Annotated in this window: 23 protein-coding genes; 13 read left to right on the top strand and 10 right to left on the bottom strand. The window is 34.9% G+C overall.

The features are described 5' to 3' along the window. Positions 1 to 46 precede the first annotated feature (46 nt). Genes D778_RS00235 through D778_RS00225 form a run of 3 tightly spaced genes read left to right on the top strand, consistent with a single transcriptional unit; the run spans position 47 to position 1,774 of the window. Positions 47 to 868 (top strand): phosphatidate cytidylyltransferase, encoded by an 822-nt coding sequence (locus tag D778_RS00235; protein ID WP_007646504.1) that lies wholly within the window; start codon positions 47 to 49, stop codon positions 866 to 868. Then, a complete protein-coding gene (locus D778_RS00230; protein ID WP_007646502.1) occupies positions 858 to 1,508 on the top strand; it encodes a phosphatidylserine decarboxylase family protein in 651 nt (216 codons plus the stop codon). The genes D778_RS00235 and D778_RS00230 overlap by 11 nt, the downstream gene beginning before the upstream one ends. Next, positions 1,508 to 1,774, top strand: coding sequence for an acyl-CoA-binding protein (locus tag D778_RS00225; protein WP_007646500.1), 267 nt, complete (start codon positions 1,508 to 1,510; stop codon positions 1,772 to 1,774). The genes D778_RS00230 and D778_RS00225 overlap by 1 nt, the downstream gene beginning before the upstream one ends. Before the next feature lie 30 nt (positions 1,775 to 1,804). Here the strand turns inward: D778_RS00225 and pafA are convergent, their stop codons facing one another. Then, on the bottom strand, positions 1,805 to 3,469 hold the full coding sequence (gene pafA / locus D778_RS00220; protein WP_007646498.1) for an alkaline phosphatase PafA: 1,665 nt from the start codon (positions 3,467 to 3,469) through the stop codon (positions 1,805 to 1,807). 110 nt (positions 3,470 to 3,579) lie between these two features. On the opposite strand from pafA, the gene D778_RS00215 reads away from it, so the two are divergent. Together D778_RS00215 and D778_RS00210 are read left to right on the top strand one after the other, a co-directional pair. Beyond that, on the top strand, positions 3,580 to 4,317 hold the full coding sequence (locus D778_RS00215; RefSeq protein ID WP_007646497.1) for an MlaE family ABC transporter permease: 738 nt from the start codon (positions 3,580 to 3,582) through the stop codon (positions 4,315 to 4,317). Continuing rightward, positions 4,317 to 5,084 (top strand): ABC transporter ATP-binding protein, encoded by a 768-nt coding sequence (locus D778_RS00210; protein WP_007646496.1) that lies wholly within the window; start codon positions 4,317 to 4,319, stop codon positions 5,082 to 5,084. The genes D778_RS00215 and D778_RS00210 overlap by 1 nt, the downstream gene beginning before the upstream one ends. A gap of 56 nt (positions 5,085 to 5,140) precedes the next feature. On the opposite strand, the gene D778_RS00205 is transcribed toward D778_RS00210, so the two are convergent. From D778_RS00205 to D778_RS00195, 3 genes are all read right to left on the bottom strand, one after another. Next, a complete protein-coding gene (locus tag D778_RS00205) occupies positions 5,141 to 6,628 on the bottom strand; it encodes a DUF389 domain-containing protein (RefSeq protein WP_007646495.1) in 1,488 nt (495 codons plus the stop codon). An 88-nt stretch (positions 6,629 to 6,716) separates the two neighbouring features. Further along, positions 6,717 to 7,796: a mannose-1-phosphate guanylyltransferase gene (locus tag D778_RS00200; RefSeq protein WP_007646494.1), complete on the bottom strand. Its 1,080-nt coding sequence runs from the start codon at positions 7,794 to 7,796 to the stop codon at positions 6,717 to 6,719. A gap of 60 nt (positions 7,797 to 7,856) precedes the next feature. Then, positions 7,857 to 8,456 carry a SprT-like domain-containing protein gene (locus D778_RS00195; RefSeq protein ID WP_007646485.1) on the bottom strand — a complete coding sequence of 200 codons (600 nt, stop codon included), beginning with the start codon at positions 8,454 to 8,456 and terminating at the stop codon, positions 7,857 to 7,859. Positions 8,457 to 8,643: 187 nt separating this feature from the next. On the opposite strand from D778_RS00195, the gene D778_RS00190 reads away from it, so the two are divergent. Then, positions 8,644 to 9,633, top strand: coding sequence for a hypothetical protein (locus tag D778_RS00190; protein ID WP_007646483.1), 990 nt, complete (start codon positions 8,644 to 8,646; stop codon positions 9,631 to 9,633). A 121-nt stretch (positions 9,634 to 9,754) separates the two neighbouring features. Further along, positions 9,755 to 10,216, top strand: a complete 462-nt coding sequence (locus D778_RS00185; protein WP_007646481.1) for a hypothetical protein — start codon at positions 9,755 to 9,757, stop codon at positions 10,214 to 10,216. 36 nt (positions 10,217 to 10,252) lie between these two features. On the opposite strand, the gene hemL is transcribed toward D778_RS00185, so the two are convergent. Genes hemL through D778_RS00170 form a run of 3 tightly spaced genes read right to left on the bottom strand, consistent with a single transcriptional unit; the run spans position 10,253 to position 13,263 of the window. Further along, positions 10,253 to 11,539, bottom strand: a complete 1,287-nt coding sequence (gene hemL, locus D778_RS00180; RefSeq protein WP_007646479.1) for a glutamate-1-semialdehyde 2,1-aminomutase — start codon at positions 11,537 to 11,539, stop codon at positions 10,253 to 10,255. 8 nt (positions 11,540 to 11,547) lie between these two features. Next, the gene (locus D778_RS00175; protein ID WP_007646477.1) at positions 11,548 to 12,366 is read right to left on the bottom strand and encodes a glucosaminidase domain-containing protein; all 819 of its coding nucleotides are present in this window, start codon (positions 12,364 to 12,366) and stop codon (positions 11,548 to 11,550) included. Positions 12,367 to 12,372: 6 nt separating this feature from the next. Further along, complete coding sequence (locus D778_RS00170; RefSeq protein ID WP_007646475.1) at positions 12,373 to 13,263, bottom strand: 1-aminocyclopropane-1-carboxylate deaminase/D-cysteine desulfhydrase; 891 nt, start codon at positions 13,261 to 13,263, stop codon at positions 12,373 to 12,375. A gap of 412 nt (positions 13,264 to 13,675) precedes the next feature. Here D778_RS00170 and D778_RS00165 point away from each other — a divergent pair, with 412 nt between their 5' ends. Next, positions 13,676 to 14,137 (top strand): hypothetical protein, encoded by a 462-nt coding sequence (locus tag D778_RS00165; protein ID WP_040491088.1) that lies wholly within the window; start codon positions 13,676 to 13,678, stop codon positions 14,135 to 14,137. 29 nt (positions 14,138 to 14,166) lie between these two features. Beyond that, entirely contained in the window at positions 14,167 to 18,678 is a 4,512-nt protein-coding gene (locus D778_RS00160) for a CUB domain-containing protein (RefSeq protein ID WP_162138283.1), read from the top strand. A gap of 3 nt (positions 18,679 to 18,681) precedes the next feature. Here the strand turns inward: D778_RS00160 and D778_RS00155 are convergent, their stop codons facing one another. After that, on the bottom strand, positions 18,682 to 19,005 hold the full coding sequence (locus D778_RS00155) for a hypothetical protein (RefSeq protein WP_007646472.1): 324 nt from the start codon (positions 19,003 to 19,005) through the stop codon (positions 18,682 to 18,684). A 139-nt stretch (positions 19,006 to 19,144) separates the two neighbouring features. Between D778_RS00155 and D778_RS14590 the strand changes: the two genes are divergently transcribed. From D778_RS14590 to D778_RS00145, 3 genes are read left to right on the top strand one after another with little or no spacing between them, the layout of a single operon-like run. Further along, entirely contained in the window at positions 19,145 to 19,297 is a 153-nt protein-coding gene (locus D778_RS14590) for a DUF5522 domain-containing protein (RefSeq protein ID WP_007646471.1), read from the top strand. Positions 19,298 to 19,315: 18 nt separating this feature from the next. Further along, positions 19,316 to 21,310 (top strand): urocanate hydratase, encoded by a 1,995-nt coding sequence (locus D778_RS00150; protein ID WP_007646469.1) that lies wholly within the window; start codon positions 19,316 to 19,318, stop codon positions 21,308 to 21,310. Positions 21,311 to 21,328: 18 nt separating this feature from the next. Beyond that, positions 21,329 to 21,916: a DUF4136 domain-containing protein gene (locus D778_RS00145; RefSeq protein WP_007646467.1), complete on the top strand. Its 588-nt coding sequence runs from the start codon at positions 21,329 to 21,331 to the stop codon at positions 21,914 to 21,916. A gap of 55 nt (positions 21,917 to 21,971) precedes the next feature. Here D778_RS00145 and D778_RS00140 read toward each other — a convergent pair whose 3' ends face one another. Next, positions 21,972 to 22,325, bottom strand: a complete 354-nt coding sequence (locus D778_RS00140; RefSeq protein ID WP_007646462.1) for a hypothetical protein — start codon at positions 22,323 to 22,325, stop codon at positions 21,972 to 21,974. A 238-nt stretch (positions 22,326 to 22,563) separates the two neighbouring features. Here D778_RS00140 and D778_RS00135 point away from each other — a divergent pair, with 238 nt between their 5' ends. Continuing rightward, the gene (locus D778_RS00135) at positions 22,564 to 22,755 is read left to right on the top strand and encodes a cold-shock protein (RefSeq protein ID WP_007646460.1); all 192 of its coding nucleotides are present in this window, start codon (positions 22,564 to 22,566) and stop codon (positions 22,753 to 22,755) included. A 101-nt stretch (positions 22,756 to 22,856) separates the two neighbouring features. On the opposite strand, the gene D778_RS00130 is transcribed toward D778_RS00135, so the two are convergent. Then, positions 22,857 to 23,114: a hypothetical protein gene (locus D778_RS00130; RefSeq protein WP_007646455.1), complete on the bottom strand. Its 258-nt coding sequence runs from the start codon at positions 23,112 to 23,114 to the stop codon at positions 22,857 to 22,859. Between the last annotated feature and the right edge of the window lie 29 nt (positions 23,115 to 23,143).

Genomic DNA, 23,143 nt, shown 5'->3' with positions numbered 1-23,143 from the left:
TTTTAAACATCTTCTTTTTTTTAGATAGTAAAACAACTACAACCATATGAAAGAAATTCTGGTAAGATCCTTTTCTGGGCTTTTATATGTTTCTTTGTTGGTTTTTTCACTTTACAATAAACATGTTTTCATCCTGTTGTTTTTTCTCTTTGGTTTAATCTGTTTAGCCGAATTAAAAAAACTCATTCAATACAAATCGTTTGTTCCTTTTATAGTCTTTACCGTTTTGTATGGTGTTTTTGGTTACTGGCAATTTGTAATGAAATCAAACGATGGCTTAATAGAAGCCACACAAATACTTCAGGTCATTACCATATTTGTGCAACTGTTTTTAATTAAGGATCTGTTTACAGAAAAGAACATCCCTTTGTTCATTTCAAAAAAAATAATCATTACCACTTTTTATCTTTCCAGTGGATTTGTGTTTTTGGTTTTAATTGCCAATTACCATCAAACCTTTAGCCCATTAATTATTTTGGGAGCCTTTATTTTGGTTTGGACCAACGACACCTTTGCCTATTTGGTTGGAAAAAATTTTGGCAAACAAAAATTGTTTCCAAGCATCTCTCCAAAAAAAACAGTTGAGGGATTTTTAGGAGGATTGTTTTTTGCTAGCGTAGCAAGTTATTTTATTGCTACCTTTACAGAAACTTTAAGTTTTAACCATTGGTTGATTTTAAGTATCATCATAAGTGTCTTTGGAACCCTTGGCGATTTAATAGAATCCAAGTTTAAACGCCAGGCCAATGTTAAGGACAGCGGTATAATCATGCCAGGACATGGTGGTTTATTAGATAGGTTTGACAGTATTATTTTTGCTGCGCCTTTTATATATTTGTTTTTACGTATTATAAATTATGTTTCATAAAGAAGGTCATAAAATCATTTTAGTAACACTTATTGTAATCGTTGCCTTATTTCTACTAACGGATAGTTTTGTAACTATTCCTTGGCTGAGTACGCTATTAATGATTGTTTTTTTAGTTTTTCTAATTTTAATTCTACAATTTTTTAGAAATCCCAAACGTTTTACCCATAGAAATGACGATACAGTTGTGTCTCCTGTAGATGGCAAAGTGGTGGTTATTGAAGAGGTGTTTGAAAAAGAATATTTTAATGACAAACGCTTACAGGTAAGCATATTCATGTCTCCAATCAATGTTCATGTTACGCGTTATCCTATTGGTGGAAAAGTATTGTTCAGCAAATACCATAAAGGGAAATATTTGGTTGCCTGGCATCCTAAGGCAAGCGAAGAAAACGAACGTACCACAGTAGTTGTTGAAAACGCAAGCTTTGGAAAAGTGCTTCATAGGCAAATTGCTGGCGCATTAGCCAAGCGTATTGTAAATTACGCCAAAATAGATCAAATGGTCTTGCAAGGTGAAGATTCTGGGTTTATAAAATTTGGCTCAAGAGTAGATGTGTTTCTACCTTTGAACACAAACATTAAAGTACAATTAAATCAAAAAGTTCGTGGTGGTGAAACCATCATTGCTGAAAAATAATGACTTCAGAAGAATTAGATATTGAATTTAAAGAAGCTGTAGATCTCATCAACGAATATACAGAACCTTTTCCAGCAGATTTTTTGTTGCGTTTATACGCATACTACAAAAAAGCCACAAACGATTACAGCAGACCTAGTAGTAGCAAGCCTTTAATTACGGCTTTTAAGACAAACGCGCTTTTTCAAACGCAAAACATTACTCCAGAAGAAGCAAAAAAAGCCTATATAGAACTTGTTAAAAATTATTTTCTGTACAGAAAGTAACCAATTCCTAAGGCTTAAGACAAACTTAACTTAGTTTTTTAAAACAAATTCCAAAGGCATACCTATGGAACCATTAGGAAAACTAATACCCAACAACGCAGACATGGTTGGAGCTATATCTACAATTTCGGTTCTTTGTAAGGTAGAGCCTTTTATAATGCCTTTACCATAAAACAACAAAGGCACATGAGTATCGTAGTTTAAACCAGAACCATGCGTGGAACCTGTTTTACTGTAGGATATAAAAGCAGGATCGTATACAACCAATACATCTCCAGAGCGCTTTTGGTTATAACCTTTTTCCAACAAATTCTCAATGCCATCCACATAGTTGGATGCTGTTAGCTGGGAAGACGTATATACTTTATAGATATGAGGATACTGAATTAACTCTTGAGCGATGCGCTCTTGCACATGAGCAATATCAAGTCCTAATAAATCTATTTTATCCTTATTTAGGAAAATCTGAAAATTACTCACATTCTCAATCAAATCTGAGGCTTGGTACGTTTTAACCATAAAATCATTTAAACGCTCTTTATACATGTCATTATCCACATATCCTGCAGGTATTCCAGTGCTTTTAAGATAAGAAGGCACGTCTACAGCTGCATGATCTGCTGTTAAAAAAACGGTATAAGCATTTTTTCCTACTTGGGTATCTAAAACGTTGAAAAGACGTTCAAGGTCTTTATCCAATCGAATATAGGTGTCCTGAATTTCTTTAGAGTTCACACCAAAATTATGTCCAACATAATCTGTACTGGAATAGCTTATTGTTAACACATCTGTTATCGCATCCTGTCCCAGCTGTTCTCCATTTATGGCTGCAATTGCAAAATCTGTAGTCAAGGCATTTCCTTGAGGTGTTGCTTTTAAAATATCATAACCTTTATTGTCCTTACTCAAGGCCTTTAAATCGTAGGGAAACGTAGCTGTATCTTTACCTTTAAAACCTCCTTCAAATGTATTTAAATCTGGTCCACTTTCTGTATAACTATCAATATCATAAAATGTGTCCCAAGTAGTTAAATATGAAGCTGCCTTGTTAGATGCATTAAATTGTTTTACCCAATCTGGTAATGTTTCAGTATAAAACGAGCTGGTAATCCAGTGTCCTTCATCTTTTCCCTGAAACCAAAAAGCCATGTTTGCTGTATGGCCAGCTGGTAAGATGGCACCTCTATCTTTTATGGCTATACCTATGGTCTTTCCTTGCATTTGAGTAAAAAGTCTATTTTCATCTGCAAAGGTTGTTGTAGTCATTCTATGTGGAGACATTTTTCCTGCTTTAGATTCTGTTCCAATAGAATTTACGGTAGAATCTCCAGCGCAATATACATAGTCCTTTAATTCTTTATCGTACCAACTGTTTGCTATAATACCATGATATTTTGGAGTGGTTCCTGTATATATGGAAGCATGTCCAGGTCCAGTAAAAGTAGGTACATAATTGTAATGATTGTTTTTACAATTAAACCCTTCACGCATTAGGCGTTTAAATCCACCTTCAGAGTACTTGTTATAAAAACGCGTTAAATAATCGTAACGCATTTGGTCTACAACAATCCCAATGATTAACTTTGGATTGTCTTGAGCAACCGGAATTTTATTGTTTAAAACAACCGTTTCATTTTGAGACTTACATGCAATGCTTATTATTGCGAGACTAAGTACAAGAACTATTTTTTTCATTACAGGAATTCTATTTAAAGTTCAAAAATAGGCATTTTAAAACATCATAATTTAAAATTAAGGTTAAAAAAGTCTTAGTTTTTTATACTTTAGCAATTACAAATTAAAATATGAAATACCTACACAATATTGGTGCTTATTTTATAATGATTAAAGATATGTTTCGCAAGCCTACCAAATGGTCTGTTATGAAAACACTTATCTTTAAAGACATAGACGATTTAATTATCGGCTCGTTAGGTATCGTGGCCTTTATCTCGTTTTTTGTTGGAGGCGTTGTAACCATACAAACAGCTTTAAATATCACAAGTCCCATTATTCCAAAATACTTGGTTGGTTTTGCTACCAGACAATCCATTATTTTAGAGTTTGCCCCAACTTTTATTTCCATTATCATGGCTGGTAAGGTAGGTTCTTTTATAACCTCCAGCATAGGTACCATGCGTGTTACCGAACAAATTGATGCCCTTGAGGTTATGGGGATTAACGCCATTAACTACCTGGTGTTTCCAAAATTCATTGCTTTGATGCTGTATCCTTTTGTAATTTCCATTGCCATGTTCTTGGGGATTATTGGAGGGATGGCTGCCTGTATTTATGGAGGGTTTAGCACTTTAAACGATTACATTACTGGTATTCAGTTGGATTTTATACCATTTCATATTACCTATGCCTTTATTAAAACCATTGTTTTTGCTTTTATATTGGCAACCATTCCGTCCTATCATGGTTTTTTTATGAAAGGAGGTGCTCTGGAGGTAGGTAAAGCTAGTACCACTGCCTTTGTTTGGACAAGTGTGGTTATTATCCTTTTAAATTATATTTTAACCCAACTCCTGCTAAGCTAATGATAGAAGTAAACAATGTCCATAAATCTTTTGGCGATGCCCATATTTTAAAAGGCATATCAACCACGTTTGAAAAAGGAAAAACCAGCTTGGTCATTGGGCAAAGTGGTTCTGGTAAAACCGTGTTTTTAAAATGTTTGTTAGGTTTGTTCCAACCCGAAGAAGGCAGTATTTCTTACAATGGTAAAATATATTCTGAATTGGATGCCGATGAAAAAAGAAACCTTCGTTCCGAAATGGGAATGGTTTTTCAAGGCAGTGCCTTGTTTGATTCCATGACAATTTTGGAAAATGTTATGTTTCCGTTACGTATGTTCACAAAACAAAGTAAAAGTGAAATGCAAGATCGTGCAGATTTTGTACTAAAACGTGTAAATCTTGCCGATGCACACAACAAAATGCCCAGTGAAGCTTCTGGAGGTATGCAAAAAAGGGTTGCTATTGCTCGAGCAATAGTTAACAAACCCAAGTATTTGTTTTGTGACGAACCCAACTCTGGATTGGACCCTAAAACTGCCATTGTTATAGACGATTTAATTCATGAGATTACAGACGAATACAACATTACAACCATCATTAATTCGCATGACATGAACTCTGTGATGCAAATAGGTGAAAAAATTGTGTTTTTAAAAGATGGTCTAAAAGCCTGGGAAGGCTCCAAAGAAACCATATTTAAAACCGATAACGAAGTGGTAACCGATTTTGTTTACTCCTCTGAACTTTTCAAAAAAGTACGCCAAATGTATTTAGAGGAAAGGCAATAAACCTTAATTGACTTTTTATAAATGAATGGTGTTTATCTCTCTAAACCTCCAACCAACTAGTTGGTACGTTTAACCACCAAAGTATCCAGTTTTAATTTAACTTTTAACCAACGTTCCAGTTTGTCTTGCTCTTTGGCTATGTCCTTTTCTTTTAATTTTTCACTGTCCCAAGCCACTAAAAATTCTGGAATGGTATCAACGGTTTTAAAATTGGTCCTAATTAAATTGGCATAACTAAAGGCTGAAATATTCTCGTAATTTATTTTCACTTCTTGAACCACATCATTAAAAGGGATGGTGTTTTTTTCCAATGCAGATAGCGTTTTGACACGGTTCTCCAGGAATTCAATTTTTTGGGTTTGGGAAATTAAATCCACAGAATCCCTGTATCTAATTTGCTCCATATATTTCAAATTGTCGAATTGATCGCCTCTACTTTGATTGAAAACTATCCTGGTGTTTGCCAAAGCCGGATAAGCATTTTTTCTATGTTTTAGCAAATCGATGGTTGACTGTGGCATTTCGTTCAAACCATAGGTGTTAAAGACTATATAAGGTTCGTTTTTGTCGTATTTATAAATAATGTTCTTTTTTATGTACTCATAATCTGGCAAACCACTTAACTCTTTATCCACATAATTTCTGGCGTCGGCATAAAAATTACTTTCCTTTAAAACTTCCACAAAGGTCCATACAGCAGGAACCATAACTATAATTGCCAAAACAGACGCAATTCTTGCTATACGTTTTCTTTTTTTGGAATTGGCATATTTTAGCATTGGAAAACGTAAAGCTTTTAAAATAATAAACGTTGCCAGAGCGATAAATATGGTATTGATAATAAACAAATACATGGCTCCAAAAAAGTAAGGCCAATTTGCCTTTGCCAAGCCATAACCTGCTGTACACAAAGGTGGCATTAAAGCTGTTGCAATGGCTACACCAAAGATGGCAGAAGCAATGGTACCTCTTTTTGTTTTAGCAATTATCAATGCCGAACCACCAAAAAAGGCAATTAAAACATCTCGTATGTCTGGTTTTACCCTTCCTAAAAGCTCAGAAGTATCTTCACTTAATGGAAACAACCAAAAAAACAAAAATGCTGTTAACAAACTCAACACAATCATGATGGCCAAGTTTATCAACGACTTTTTCATGGTATCAATATCGTTAACGGCAACCGAAAGACCAACACCCAAAATAGGACCCATTAATGGAGAAATTAACATGGCTCCAATAACCACTGCAGTAGAATTGGCATTTAAACCTATGGAAGCCACAAATATAGAACAAACCAATATCCAAGCTGTTGCCCCTTTAAAAGAAATGTCCTTTTTAATAGCTTCAATAGTTTCATCTCTATCTGTATCGTCCCTAAAATCGAGAAGTTCATTTAAAAACTTTTTAATATTCTGAAACAGTCCTTTAGCATCTTTTCTTACAGCCTCTTTAGAAGCTTCAACAGCTTGATCTTTTTTAGCGTGCTCTGAAGTTTGATTTTTATTAGCTTCTTCTTCAGAAAAATTAAATTTGTTTTCTTCCATGTTTTGTTAGTTAAAACCTCTATACAAGATGTAAATATATATTATTGAAGCATATATTTTAATATTTTCTTTTAGGTATTTTTTATGCTTATCCCAGAGAGTTCCCAAAGATGTTTTTTACTTTATTGAGCACAATTTTAATATCTTGTTCCTTGGCTTTTGGGTAAATAAGCAACACTTCGTCCTTATCAACTATGATATAATTGTTCAAGCCATCCACTACAACCACTTTGTTTTTTTGGGTCCTTATCATGTTTCCTGAAGCATCTTCCAATAAAGTTCTGGCATTTACAATGGCATTTTGGTTTTGGTCCTTTTCCAATTTATCGTATAAGCTTCCCCAAGTTCCCAAATCGTTCCAATCAAAAGTGGCTGGAATAACATACACATTTTTTGAAGCTTCCATAATGGCATAATCAACCGAAATATTCTCTGCTTTTTCATAATTTTCATTAATAAAATGAACTTCATCTTCGGTATTGTATACAGGAATTCCTTTTTCAAAAAGTTTATATAACTGCTCTTGGTTCTTTTTAAATGCATCTACCACATGTTTTACATGCCACATAAAAATACCTGCATTCCATAGGAAATTGCCTTGTTCCAAGAATTTTTTTGCAGTTTGGTAATCTGGTTTTTCCCTAAACTGTTTTACTTGTTTTATGTCTGTTTCAAAAGTGGTATTGTATTCTATATACCCATAACCAGTATTTGGAAAAGTAGGTTTAATACCCAAAGTCATTAAGGCATCATTTTTTGAGCAATAATCAAAGGCTTGTTGCACATTATCAGTAAAGGCCTGCTCGTCTTCTATCCAATGGTCACTGGGTGCCACAATCATTACAGCATCTGGATTTTCTTTCTGTATTTTTAATGCAGCATATAAAATGCATGGTGCTGTGTTTCTCATGGCAGGCTCCAAGACCACCTGACGCTTGGTAACCTCTGGCAGTTGCTCAAAGACCAAATCGTTATAACGTTCGTTGGTTAATATAAAAATATTCTCTTTTGGAATAAGCTTAGATAAACGTTGAAAGGTTTTTTGAATGAGTGTGTCGCCAGTTCCCAGCATGTCATGAAACTGCTTAGGAAACTCTTGTGTACTAATAGGCCAGAATCTAGAACCGACTCCTCCTGCCATTAAGATGGCATAATAATTTTTATTCATTGAATATGTTATTTTCATTCCCTTAAACCTTGTCTATTGACAAAATGTAAAGGATTTGTTTTATAAATCCATTAACTCCACTTCAGCATTCGGATTGAAAAGATACAATTTTCCGCTATCTATCTCAATACATTCTATGCGTTTTGTTCTTGTATTTCCCTTTTTAAAAACTTTACCGTTGTACAACTTAAACAAGGCGCCATTTGGGACTTCAAACACAAAGGTTTTATCGTTTGGAGCATCGTACTGTTTCAAAGCTAGGGATAAAGCTGCATCTGTATCGCTACTTGCTTTAGGGTTTTTAAAATGTTTGGCCAAAAGCGGCAATAAATCCTTAGGAAAGGTTTGAGGATTCAAAAAAGGGAGCATCAACCTTTGAAACGTATGCTTCCACTCTTTTCCATGTGGTTTAATCCATTTGCCATAAGTATTAAAAGCTTCAAAATGAGCAATCTCATGTATTAAGGTGATTAAAAACCGATGCGAATTTAAATTGGAATTAACCGTAATTTCATGATTTCCGTTGGGCAAACGCTTGTAATCTCCATGTTTGGTTTTTCGTTCACTTTTTACTTTAACCGTTAAACGATCGTGGTTTAAAAGTTTTAAGACTTGTTCAAAAACATGCTCGTTTATATACGGTTTAATAGGATGCTGCATGAGGCAAAAATAGTATTTTATTCCAAAGTTATTGAACTAAGTCCAGTGATAATATGGAAAATGATATGATGCTGAAAAAACAGATTTGACGAAGCTTACACAGTAAATATCAGATTTTTATCGACATTTTTATTTGTCAATAAAACATTTTTACTATTTTCACTTTTCCAAACATCATAATCATACTATGAAACAGCTTCTTTATTTTGCAACCATTAGCTTATTTTTCCTGTCTTGCTCCGATGAAGCAGACGATACAATATATTCTCCAATACCACCAGAACCAACACCTGAAGTCGTTCCAGAATTTTTGCCTAATTTATCTGAACTTAATTTGTTTACTGAAAACTTAAACGATTTAACACCAAGCGATCGGGCTTTTGTGTACAACCTAAACACAACCCTTTTTACAGATTATGCCCATAAACAAAGGCTCCTGGCGCTTCCTGAAGGCACATCCATGGAATATGTGGATGATGGTTTCCCTATCTTTCCAGATAACACGGTTATGGCAAAAACATTTTATTACCTTAACGATGAAAGAGATGCAACCCTAGGAAAACAACTTATTGAAACCCGTATTTTAATCAAGAAAAATGGTGTTTGGGAATTGGGCAATTATAAATGGAATGCCGAGCAAACCGATGCCGTATTAGACAATACCACCAGCAATGTACCTGTAAACTATTTAGATGCTAACGGAAATACTCAAACTGTGGATTATGTTATCCCTTCGGCGCAAGATTGCATAGATTGTCACAACAGCAGCAATGTTATTACACCTATAGGCCCCAGACTTAGAGCTTTAAATGGTAATAACCAATTGGAAAATTGGATTTCCAACAATTACCTAACTGGTTTAACCGATGCATCTCAAGTTTCTGTGTTACCAAATTGGGAAGATGCTGTAAATTATACTTTGGAAGAACGTGCCAGAGCTTATTTTGACATGAATTGCGCACATTGCCATAGCGATGGTGGTTTTTGTGGCGACCAATCTTACTTAAGACTCTCTTATGAGACCCCTTTTGCCAACTCTTATATTTTTGAATCCAAATTAAATATTGATGCAAGAATGTCCATGTATTTCAGTGGCGTTAGCATGCCTTTAATTGGCACTACCATGATGCACCCAGAAGGCTACGATTTAGTGAGGGATTATTTAAATACCTTATAGGTTTTAAAATCTCTCTTTTATTTTATTATTGGAACTATCTTTTAGGAAGCAAATTTCTAAAGGAATTAAACCATTTTGTGTTTTAAGAGTCTTATTATCATAAACATAAAAAATAATTAAAATGAAAGCAATCGCATTTATCACATTGGTATTCATAGCAAGCCTGACACAAGCACAAGAAAAAATGCTGAGCAAACAAAACATGCAGGATTACACGCCTGAAGAAATAGCTCAATTACAAACCAAGCAGCTTACGTTAGATTTAGATTTAGATGAATCTCAACAAAAACAAGTGGAACAATTACATCTTGAAAATGCCAAAGCAAGAAAAGAAAAGCAAGAGCTAAGAAGAAATGAAAATAAAGGCAAGGCCTCTAAAAAAGAATGGACCAAAGAAGAAAAACTTCAAATGAAAAACGACATGCTTGACAAGCAGATTGAAATGAAGAAAAAAATGAAAGAGATTCTTAATGAAGACCAATATGCTAAATGGGAAAAAATGAGCAAAGAGAAAAAAGAACATCGAAAAAAAAGAATGCACAATAAAAAGAAAGCTAGCATGAACGAGCAAAAAAACAATTAAAAAAAAAGCTATCTAAACAAATTAGATAGCTTTTTTTTATAGCTCACTGCATACCTTATCACATGCAACAATGGTTTTATCTAAGTCGTCGTAAGTTAAAGCATCTGTAATAAACCAAGTTTCAAAAGCACTTGGTGCTATATAAACTCCTTGTTTTAACATGCCATGGAAAAAAGCTTTAAAGCGAGCGTTGTTTCCTTCGGCTGCCGTATCAAAATCAACCACTTCAGTTTCAGAAAAATGTATGGAAATCATGGAACCAACACGATTTATGGTATGTGAAATGCGATGTTTTTTCAAGACTTCGGCACATCCTTTATGCAAATATGCGGTTTTGTCAGCCAAACGGGCATATATATCTTTATCCTGATTTAATTCCGAAAGCATGGCGAGTCCAGCTGCCATAGCCAATGGATTTCCACTTAAAGTTCCAGCTTGATACACTGGCCCCAAAGGTGCTAGATGATCCATAATCTCTGCTTTCCCTGCAAAAGCACCAACAGGCAAACCTCCTCCTATAACTTTTCCAAAACAAACAAGATCTGCTTGAATCCCATAGAGTTCTTGAGCACCACCTTTTGCAAGTCTAAAACCGGTCATGACCTCATCAAAAATCAACAGTACATCATGTGCTGTACATAGGTCTCTCAGTTTTTTTAAAAACCCATCTTTTGGTGGTACACATCCCATATTTCCTGCAACAGGCTCTAAAATCACACAGGCAATTTCACCTTTATTAGCTTCCAAAAGCTCTTCAACATGGGCAATATTATTGTAGGTTGCCAACAAAGTATCTTGAGCTGTACCTTTAGTAACGCCAGGACTATTTGGGCTTCCAAAAGTAACGGCCCCACTTCCTGCTTGAATTAAAAACGAATCGCTATGACCATGATAACAACCAGCAAACTTTATTATTTTGTCTTTTCCAGTATAACCCCTGGCCAGCCTTACGGCACTCATACAAGCTTCGGTTCCGGAGTTTACAAATCTAATTTTTTCAATATTTGGAACCATGGACACAGCCAATTGAGCAATTTTTGTTTCTATTTCCGTTGGAGTTCCAAAGGAAGTCCCAAGCTTTGTTTTCTCAATAACTGCATCCACAACCGGTTTGTGAGCATGACCTAATATCATGGGTCCCCAAGAATTTATATAATCTATGTATTGATTGTCATCTTCATCAATTAAATAGGCTCCCATTGCTTTTTTTATAAAAATTGGAGTTCCCCCAACAGCTTTAAAAGCCCTTACAGGCGAATTGACACCTCCTGGAATAACCGTTTCTGCTTCGGCAAACAAAGCACTGCTTCTTTTGTATAACATATGTACTATTAATTGGATTTTACTATTAAGACCTCGCCTATAGTTAAATCATTACTGGTTAAATTGTTTAATCTTTTTAGTTCTTCGACTGTTGTTTGATATCTTTTGGACAAAGAATACAAGGTGTCACCCTTAATGATTATATGGGTATCTTCTGCTTTAACAGCTACTCTAGAAGCTGTTTGGCCAGTAACCACTTCATCGTATTTGTAAAGTTGATAGCGTTCTATCAAACTGATAAGTTTTTCTGGATACCTTCTATCGGTAGCATAACCTGCTGCACGCAATTCTTTGGCCCAGGATTGATAATCGTTAATATTTAATTGAAATAATTTTTGGTAACGGGACCTTCCTGTTAAAAACAATGAATGGTCCCTGTACGAATATTTAGCGTCGTTGTATTTTCTAAAACATTCTTGAGAGGCATCGTCATCATGATAAATTCTAGCTCCAGTCCATTCGTGACATTTAATCCCGAAATGATTGTTGGCTTCCACAGCCAAACGCCCTTTACCAGAAGCAGATTCCAAAATTCCTTGAGCCAAGGTTATACTGGCAGGAATACCATATAAACGCATTTCTTCTTGAGCAATAGGAGCAAAAATGGCTATATAATCATCTGTGGAAGTAGGAACTCTCTCTGGAGTTTTTTCAATTACCACTGTTTCTTTGGGTGTTTCTTTTGGACTATTTGGTTTGGTCCTGGTATCTTTTACAACCCGTTCCGTTTTTGTACTGCCTTTAACACGCTTGGAACTTGTTTTTTTACTTGAACCACAACTAAACACAAACATACTAACAACCAAAAGCCATATAATTTTTTTCATCAATCTTTAATTAAGTATTGGTAATTTCTTTTTTCTTAATGCATCATTCATTCCTTGAATTCCTTGCAAGCCACCTGTATGAATGGCTAAAATTTTAGCTCCTTTCGGAAAATATCCTTGACGCATCAAATCGAAAACGCCATACATCATTTTTCCAGTATAAACCGGATCTAAAGGCAAACCATATTGAGCTTTGAATTCATTAATAAAACTGATTAATTCGGTATTTATTTTGGCATAACCTCCAAAATGATAGTCCGAAATTAAATCCCAATTGGGATTATTTGCAAACTTACTAATTTCTTCTTTCAAAAATTCACCTTTAAGAGCAGGAAAACCAAGAATTTTCTGCGAGGAACCACTTGAATTTATAAGACCGCTAATAGTACCTCCAGTTCCTACTGAACAACATATGAAATCGAAATTTTTATCATTCTCTGTTAATATTTCTTCACAACCTTTTATAGCCAATGTATTGGTGCCTCCCTCTGGAATAAGGTAAAAATCCCCAAACTTGGATTTTAGTGACTCAATAAAATCATTTGTAGCTTTAAGTCTGTAGGATTCCCTTGACACAAAATGAAAGTGCATCCCTTGCTTTTTTGCAAAAGACAAGGTTGGATTGTCAGCGACTTTAGCTACCAATTCTTCACCTCTAATAACTCCTATCGTTTTAAAACCAAACTCGGATCCAGCAGCTGCCACTGCAGCAATATGATTGGAATAAGCGCCACCAAAAGTTAATAATCTTGTTTTTTGAAACCGTTGTGCTTCAAGAATGTTATATTTTAACTTTCTGTATTTATTACCCGAAATAAATGGATGGTTTAAATAATCTGGTTTAATAAAAACCTGTTCCCTAACATGAATGTTCTCTTGATCTTTAATGAAATACACCTATAGCTTAACTTTAAATTTTACCAATTACAAATATAGCAATAGCTAATTGTTAAATCAGGGTTTACAAAATTGATTTTATTTTCATTAATCAACCCATCTTGTCTTGTTTTTAGTACATTTTATCGAAAAGGCCCTTGGTTCATATATTGGCTGAATAAAATATTTATTTTTATGTTAATAATTATTTAATAAAAACAAGATATCATTATTGATTTCAACATTTTAAATGTTAATTTTATGCGTAATCAATATTTATTTTGTAAAAATATATTGAATAATACATTATAAAGATTTCCCAGAATCTACACGCTCAATTTATGTTATTAACAAGAAGCACTTAAGTGCGACTTTATGTTCCCTAACTAATAATAAAACAAGTAAAACATACTTGTTAAGAAATTAATAGCATATGAAAAAAAAAGACACTCTGCTTGGCTTATTGTCATTAGTTAAACCCTTCAAGGTTTTTTACTTAATAATTTTTATATCACTGTTTTCATTAGAAGGATTTGGGCAGACACAATCCAATGCAAAAGAGTTTACTATTAAATCTGAAATGATAGAAATTGAAAACTCTAAAATTAAAGATATTGAAATTACTTGGGATTATTCAGCTTATTCCTACAGAACCAATACAAAATTAGAAATTGAAATTCAACCTTTAAATGCATGCTGGAATGGTCTTGATGGTACTGATCGTTCTGAAAAAATTTTAAAACCAATTAAAGATATTTCAAAACACCCTATTGGAAAACTCCACTTAACATTTGCCGAATACAACACCAAATGCTTTAAATGGCGAGTTAAAACAACCAATACTGTAAATGGTATTGAAAGTTTTACAGACTGGCAATTTGCTAGTTTTCTGTAATTATGAATCCCTCTAATGAATTAATTAAAATGAAAAAAATCATACTCTTTATTACTTTCTGTATCTTTATAAGTAAAAATTATTCACAAGGCATAGATGTATTATCTGCTGAACAGTTTTGCTCTGGAACATCTCAATTATTGTTTCCAAATGTCTATGGAGGAACTAGTACAAGTCCTGTAGGATGTCTAGGCTCTACACCAAATGCCGCATATTTCTTTATGCAGATTGATAACCCTGGCAATCTTATTTTTACAATATCTCAGGAAAATACAGCTGGAACACCCATTGATGTGGATTTTATAGCTTGGGGACCTTTCATAGATATAAACGATGCCAATGCTAATATATCTTTTACAGACTGTCCAACTTGCCCTAACAACACTACAAACCCAACGTTTTATCCTTATGCTCCAGATCAGATAACTGATTGTAGTTTTGATATTGCCCCAACAGAAACCATGTCCATTACAAACGCACTACAAGGACAGATTTATGTCGTTTTAATAACTAATTACAATGGTACACAAGGCAATATCACTTTTCAACAAACAGGTGGAACTGGCACTACAACTTGTGAAAATTCACCTATTTGTGGAAGTAATTTTTATGACACTGGAGGCATAGGAGGCAATTATAACAATAATGAAACAGAGACAACTACTATTTATCCTTACTTTGCAGGTGGAACTGTTACCGTAGATTTCACTACTTTTAATGTTAATACTGGTGATATTTTAACAGTTTACAATGGTCCCAATGCATCTTTTCCAGTATTAGGAACAGTTACTGGAGCTCCTTCTTCTTTCTCTTCTACTAATGCTCTTAATCCATCTGGAGCGTTAACTTTTGTATTTACCAGTAATGCCTCTGGTGTTGCAAGTGGATGGGCTAGTGATATTTCATGTACACCTCCTCCAACACCTCCAACATGCGGTCTTACCTTCTATGATAGTGGTGGTGCTGGTGGCAATTATTCTAACAACGAGTTTCAGACCACAACATTTTTCCCAGATACAGCTGGTGATGCTGTTACTGTTACTTTTACACTATTTGATGTAGAATTTGCTGACGATTTATACATATATAATGGACCTGATGCAGCATCGCCACTATTAGGTGTTTTTAATGGTACAACCATTCCTGGCCCATTTACATCTACACATGCCACTGGCGCATTAACATTCGTTTTTGATAGTGACTTCTCTGTAACTCATGCCGGTTGGGAAGCTAGTATATCATGCGCACCTTATGTTCCTCCTGCCGTTTGTGGTACTACATTCTATGATAGTGGTGGTGCAACAGGAAACTATTTCAATAATCAAAACCAAACAACAACACTTGTTCCTGATATTGCAGGCACAACTATTACTGCAACTTTTACGGCTTTTGATATTGAATCTTGCTGTGACTCTTTAACTATTTATGATGGCCCTAACACAGGCTCGCCTCTATTAGGGGCTTTTACAGGAAATACACTCCCTCCCACCTTCACATCAAGCGACCCCACTGGCGCTCTAACATTTGTTTTTACAAGTGATGGCTCTATCACTCGTCTTGGTTGGGCTGCCGATATTACTTGTGCTCCCATCTCTCCAACTTGTGGTGATACATTCTACGATAGTGGTGGTGGCGCAGGAAATTATGGAAACAATGAAAACGAAACAACTGTTATTGCTCCAATTAACATTGGTGATGCAGTAACTGTTACTTTTAGTGATTTTAACACCCAAGCTAACAACGATGTGCTTTTAGTTTACAATGGTCCTGATGCAACTGCGCCGCTTTTAGCCACGCTTTCAGGAAACTTAACAACTGCTCTGCCTGGACCATATACTTCAACAGATCCTTCTGGCAGTTTAACCTTTGTTTTTACAAGTGATGGAAGTGTTAGAGAAAGTGGCTGGACAGCAGATGTTACCTGTAATATTTTGTGCAATATGTCTATTACCCAAACTCTAGACCCAATTGGTGCAGATAATTGCACATTAAATTACTCTCAACTTTTAGCGAGTTCTTCTGGAAATCCTGGAAGTACAGCTACAATATTCTCAGAAAATTTTAATGGTGCCTCTTTTCCAGCAGGTTGGAATATAGTAAATGGTGCAGCAAGTGCACAATGGATAATATCCAATTCAAATAATGCAGGCGGAACAACAAATGAAGCCATGTTAGATTGGACAACCGGAAGCAATATTACTTCATGGTCTCTTTCATCTCCAGCTATACCAATTACTGGTTATACAAATCTACAGTTAAGCTTTAAACAGGATTTATGGCAATTTGGAACAGATTTTACAATATTTTTGGAAACGTCATCAAATGGGACAACATGGACACCACGATATACTTATGCAAACCCACCTGATTTAACTGAAACTCGAAATGTTGATGTTTCAGCTGAAGATGGTAATAATACGCTTTATTTTAGGTTTAGGTTTACTGGAGATTCATTCGATTTGTTTAGTTGGTCGATAGACGATATTATTATTACTGGAGACTCACCACCTATAGCACCTCAAATAACCTGGTTACCAATTGCTGGTCTATACACTGACCCAGGACTTACTACTGCATATATATCGGGAAGTTTTACAGATACCGTTTATGCAGCTCCAAATGGCACAGTAACTTATACAGCTACAGATCAAAATGGCTGCGCAGCAGATGTAACTGTTACCAGAAACAGAAAAGTATGGAGAGGAACCGTCAATACAGATTGGTATACTCCTGCCAACTGGTCCGATAACGCCATACCTACCTCATCGGATTGCGTTATTATTCCAGACTTAAATACAACGAACAACAATTCTCCTATTGTTATTGGTGGGCCACCAACCCCTCCACCTCCTGGACTTGCCAGATCTTTGAGGGTCATGTCAAATGGCTATTTAGAATTAACTTCTGAATCAAATTTAATTGTAACAGACAATATTTATATTGAAGATGCCATAGCTCCTTATGGTAAGATCATTATTAGGGACGACGGAAATTTAATTCAGATAAACAACTCGCCTCCTAACAATAATGTAGGCAACATACAAATGCAACGAAATGTAAATAGCCTTACCAATTTAAACTATGTGTACTGGTCTTCTCCTGTAAATGGTTTTAACGTCACCAATGTTTCACCAGGCACAAACAATAACCTAATTTGGAACTGGATTCCTACTGTTGCCAGCAATGGCATCGGTCATTATGGCACTTGGCAAAACACTACCGAAGTAATGTTACCAGGAAAAGGGTATATTGTTAGAGGTATTTCAGGAACATCACCAGAAACAACTCCTGCTTTAAACACTGTCGAATTCACTGGTATTGCCAGAAATGGCATTATTTCTCACAACATTACACATGGCAATTATAGTGGAGGTGATTACCCAGGAGCTGGAAATACCATGGCAACCGAATTGGATGATAACTGGAACTTGGTAGGAAACCCATATCCTTCATCCATTTCTGCTACCAAGTTTATAACTCAAAACGCCAGCATTATCAGTACAGACAACCCAAATCCTGCCATCACAGGCACAATTTATTTGTGGAACCATCTTAATTTACCAAGTAATTTAGTCAATGACCCTTTTTATGGTGATTATGTGTATAATTATAATCCAAATAACTATATAGCATTTAATAATACAGGAGCTAATCCTCCAGGTTTTAACGGCAACATAGCTTCTGGACAAGCCTTTTTTGTACTTATGGACCATAATGCATCAACAACTGGGTCCAGTGTCGTTTTCAACAACAACATGCGTTACGACGATACAGATCCACTGAATCCTTCTCCTTACGCAAACAATGAATTTTTCAGAGTCATGCAAAGACCAAAACCTCATGTAAACAGAAATACTATTGAAAGGCACAGGATTTGGTTGGATTTAATTGCACCTAACAATCATGCCAATTCCATTTTAGTTGGCTATGTTGAAAACGCCACCAATGGTGAAGATAGACTTTTTGATGGTTTTGATTTAAGTAAAACTTCCATCAGATTCTACTCTTTAATCAATGAAGACAAAATGTCCATTCAAGGTCGAAGTCTTCCTTTTGATGTAAGTGATACTGTTCCTTTAGGACTGGTAATTCCTGAAAACGGAAACTATACCATTGCCATAAATTCAATAGATGGTTTATTTAGCAATACTAACCAGGACATCTTTTTAGAAGACACTTATTTAAACATCATTCACGATTTAAGAAATACCCCTTACAGTTTTAATTCAAACATTGGGACTTTCAACAATCGATTTATTTTACGATACACCAATAATGCTTTAAACATTACAGAAGAAACCCTGTTGAATGGCTTACTCATTTCAGCACCAAATAACAATTTTATTAAAGTTACTTCTGAACTGGAGCAAATTAAAACCATTTCTATTTTTGATGTCTTAGGTCGTATCCTGTATCAAGATATGAGTGTTAACCAAAAGGAACTTATTATAAACAACCCTTCATTCTCCAATGGCACTTATATTGTAAGGGCCACTTTAAGCAATGGTCTCCAAAAAACACAAAAAATTATATTAAAGTAAAGATTACAAATAACCAACAAAACCCCAAAAAGACCTTGACTCCATATAGTTAAGGTCTTTTTCATTTGTATAGGCTTCCCGTTCAAAAGAAATATTTTTATAAGCTAAATAACAAGACCTATATTGTAGGAACCTCCAAATAAACTCTAAAACATAAAACACAAAAAAAGGAAAAATCAATAATTCCAGTTGCTGCCTTAAATGAATCCGTTCATGATTCATTAACAAAACATCTTCTTTTAAGCTGGCATGTCTTAAAAACACAAAAGGGAACAGGGCAATTCCAGTAAAACCTCTTGGTACTATATATTTTGAAACTACAACCATATTCGAACCATTTAATCACAAGAGCTATTCAAAGCTATAAAAAAATAAATTTCCAATTATAAAACATCTGCTAGAAACCAAACAAGTTACTTTTAGCTTAATACACGATAACTTTTCTAAAATACATTATCTTTGCAACATGAAAAAATTTGTTCCAATAGAAGAAGGCGATTATTACCTAACACCTGAAGGTTATCGCTGTTTTACAGAACAATATCACCTAAAAAGAGGCTATTGTTGCGAGAGTGGCTGCAGACACTGTCCTTATGGATTTAACAATAAAAAACATTGATTACTGAATACTGAACCTATGACATTTAAAGACCAAATACTTGAAGGTATCCCAGAAAACTTACCAAAAGAAAAAGCATACAATCCAAATATCAACCATGCACCAAATAGAAAGAACATTCTAACGGTTGAGGAAAAAAAATTGGCACTTAGCAATGCCCTTCGCTATTTCGATAAAAAACATCACGAAACATTACTTCCTGAATTTAAAAACGAATTAGAAACTTACGGTAGAATTTATATGTATCGGTTTCGTCCTGATTACGAAATCTACGCTAGACCATTAGACCAATATCCTGCAAAATCCAAACAAGCAGCAGCCATCATGCTCATGATTCAAAACAATTTGGATCATGACGTAGCACAACATCCTCATGAGTTGATTACCTATGGTGGGAATGGAGCTGTTTTTTCAAATTGGGCCCAATACAGGCTTACCATGAAGTATCTAGCGGAAATGACAGATGAACAAACTCTTGTTATGTACTCTGGTCACCCAATGGGATTGTTTCCAAGCCATAAAGACGCTCCAAGGGTTGTGGTTACCAATGGCATGATGATCCCTAATTATTCCAAACCAGATGATTGGGAAAAATTCAATGCTTTGGGTGTCACACAATATGGACAAATGACAGCTGGAAGCTATATGTATATTGGTCCTCAAGGTATTGTTCATGGAACAACCATAACCGTTTTAAATGGGTTTAGAAAAATTAACAAACCTCCTAAAGGACATTTGTTTGTAACTTCTGGTTTAGGTGGTATGAGTGGTGCACAACCAAAAGCTGGTAATATTGCTGGTTGTATAACGGTTTGTGCCGAAGTAAATCCTAAAATAACCCAAGTGCGCTTGGATCAAGGATGGATAGACGAAAAAATAACAGATTTAAACACTTTAGTTAATAGAGTTAAAAAAGCAAAAGCTGAACAAGAAACAGTTTCCATCGCCTATTTAGGAAATGTTGTGGATGTATGGGAAAAATTCGATGAAGCAAATATTAGCATAGATTTAGGTAGCGACCAAACTTCACTTCACAACCCTTGGGCTGGAGGCTATTACCCTGTTGGTCTATCATTTGAAGAATCCAACCATATGATGGCAAACAACCCAGAACTTTTTAAAGAAAAAGTTCAGGAGACTCTACGCAGACATGCCAAAGCCATTAACAAACACACAGAAAAAGGAACTTACTTTTTCGATTATGGAAATGCTTTTCTATTGGAAGCTTCTCGGGCAGGAGCAGATGTCATGGCAACAAACCCAAGTATAGGTCGTGAATTTAAATACCCTAGCTATGTACAGGACATTATGGGACCTATGTGTTTCGATTATGGTTTTGGACCGTTCCGTTGGGTTTGTGCCTCCGGAAAACCTGAAGATTTAGAAAAAACAGATGCTATTGCCTGTCAAGTTCTGGAAGAGATTAAGATGAATTCCCCTAAAGAAATCCAGCAACAAATGGCAGACAACATCCATTGGATCAAAGGAGCTCAAGAAAACAAATTGGTAGTTGGTTCTCAAGCAAGAATTTTATATGCTGATGCTGAAGGACGAATGAAAATTGCAGAAGCTTTCAATAACGCAATTGCAAAAGGAGACATTGGTTATGTGGTTTTGGGTCGGGACCATCATGATGTTTCTGGAACAGATTCGCCTTATAGAGAAACAAGTAATATTTATGATGGTTCACGCTTTACTGCAGACATGGCCATACATAATGTAATTGGAGACAGCTTTAGAGGAGCCACTTGGGTAAGTATCCATAATGGTGGAGGTGTAGGTTGGGGAGAAGTTATCAATGGCGGATTTGGTATGGTTCTTGATGGTAGTAAAGATGCAGAAAGACGCTTAAAATCAATGCTTTTCTGGGATGTCAACAATGGGATTTCCAGACGTAGTTGGGCAAGAAACAACGAAGCTATTTTTGCCATTAAAAGAGCTATGGAAGTAGAACCTAATTTAAAAATCACACTTCCAAACTTAGTTGATGAAAAGTTACTAAATTCGTTATAACTTAAAAACATTCAAGCTATGAAAACCCTATGTGAAACTCCAAAAGAATTGAGCGTTTCAAGTCTTTTAAACAAACATTTTTTATTTGTACTTTTTGCCTCACTTTTATTACTCACTTCTTGTTCTTCTGTAAGAGTGGCATCTGATTACGATAAAGAAGCTGATTTTACCAAATACAAAACTTTTGCTTTTTATAAACCCGGAATTGATAAAGCAGAAATAAACGATTTAGACAAACGAAGAATGCTTCGTGCCATAGAATCTGAAATGTTAGCTAAAGGATTTACAAAATCTGAAACCCCAGATTTATTGGTGAGTATTTTTACCAAATCAAGAGAGAAAGTAAACGTACAAAGTTCAGGTTATTACCCATATGGTTATGGTTGGGGCTGGAGCCCTTATTATTGGGGCAATTACAATACCGTTACAACTTCAACCGAAGGTGTTTTATACATAGATTTAATTGATGCCAACAAAAAAGAACTTGTTTGGCAAGGCGTAGGCACAGGTTATTTAAGTCAGAACACCAGCAAAAAAGAAGAACGCATTAATGAATTTGTAGCCTCCATTATGGAAAAATATCCTCCTGGAGCTGAACAAAACTAACAAAAAAAGGACTCAAATATTTTTGAGTCCTTTTTTTTTATGATATATAAAACATCTATTTTTTATCTGTGACCAGAGATGCTTGATACATTTGGAATTGTTCTGGAGTTAATATTTTTTTGAAATTTGCCTGAACCTTTTCGTTAATGGCCTTCATACGTTCATGCTCAACAGACTCTGAAACTTTATTTTTATTCAACTCAATGATATTTTTTTCAGCGTCTACCAATACATCAAACATAGCACCTTGCTGTTTTCCTGTTAATTTTAAAAGCTGATGCAATTCATATGTTTTTTGTTTTGCAACAACTTCAGGATTATCCTGTCTATCTGCTTCTTGAGCTAATGAAAACTGCATGCCGATAAAAAAAATAGCTATAAAGCTAAGTAAAGAAAAATATTTTTTCATGATAGTTTTTAGTTAAAATTGTTTTAAAAAATAAATATACAAAAATTATCAATATACATTCATTCCTTCTTCATTATCTCATAATAAAACTGAAGTATTTAATTATTTCACTTAAAATTTACCCAGTCTGCATGGACTTTTAATGACAATTCAAGAAAAAATCAAAACAAAAACCAAAAAAGCATTAATTATCAGAATATTAGATTACCTTTGTCGCTTAATTAAATAAATTATTATTATGAGTACTGGTACAGTAAAATTTTTTAATGACTCTAAAGGTTTTGGATTCATAACAGAAGAAGGAAACAATAAAGAGCATTTTGTTCACATTTCTGGCTTAATCGACGAAGTAAGAGAAGGCGACCAAGTTGAATTCGATTTAACAGAAGGTAAAAAAGGATTAAACGCGATAAACGTAAAAGTTATCTAATTATATACTTTTTAAGACTTAATTAAAAAGAGCCTATCACAATGTGATAGGCTCTTTGTTTTAACATATAGTTGTATAAAAATCAAGTATAATTCCTGTATCTACATTTCATCAGGATTATCTTCTTTGACCTTTATTTTGGTATCGCCATCGTCGCCTTCTTTAATTTTCACCTTTTTGTCTTCGGTTTCCATTTTGATTTTAGTATCATTGGCACGATCTTTTACTTCAATATCTGCATCTTTTTCTTGCATCTCTTCAATTAATTCCTCTTTTTGGGTTTTATTCTCATCTCTACAGGATGTTAAAGAAATGGCCATAAACAATGCCATAAATGCCATAAAAATTACTTTTTTCATAATATTAAATTTTAGTGTTGGTTAAATGT

The sequence above is a fragment of the Xanthomarina gelatinilytica genome (genome assembly GCF_000348685.1).
Lineage (GTDB): Bacteria > Bacteroidota > Bacteroidia > Flavobacteriales > Flavobacteriaceae > Xanthomarina > Xanthomarina gelatinilytica.
The sequence above is the reverse complement of the archived record's forward strand: the minus strand, read 5'-3'. Positions and strand labels throughout refer to the sequence as shown.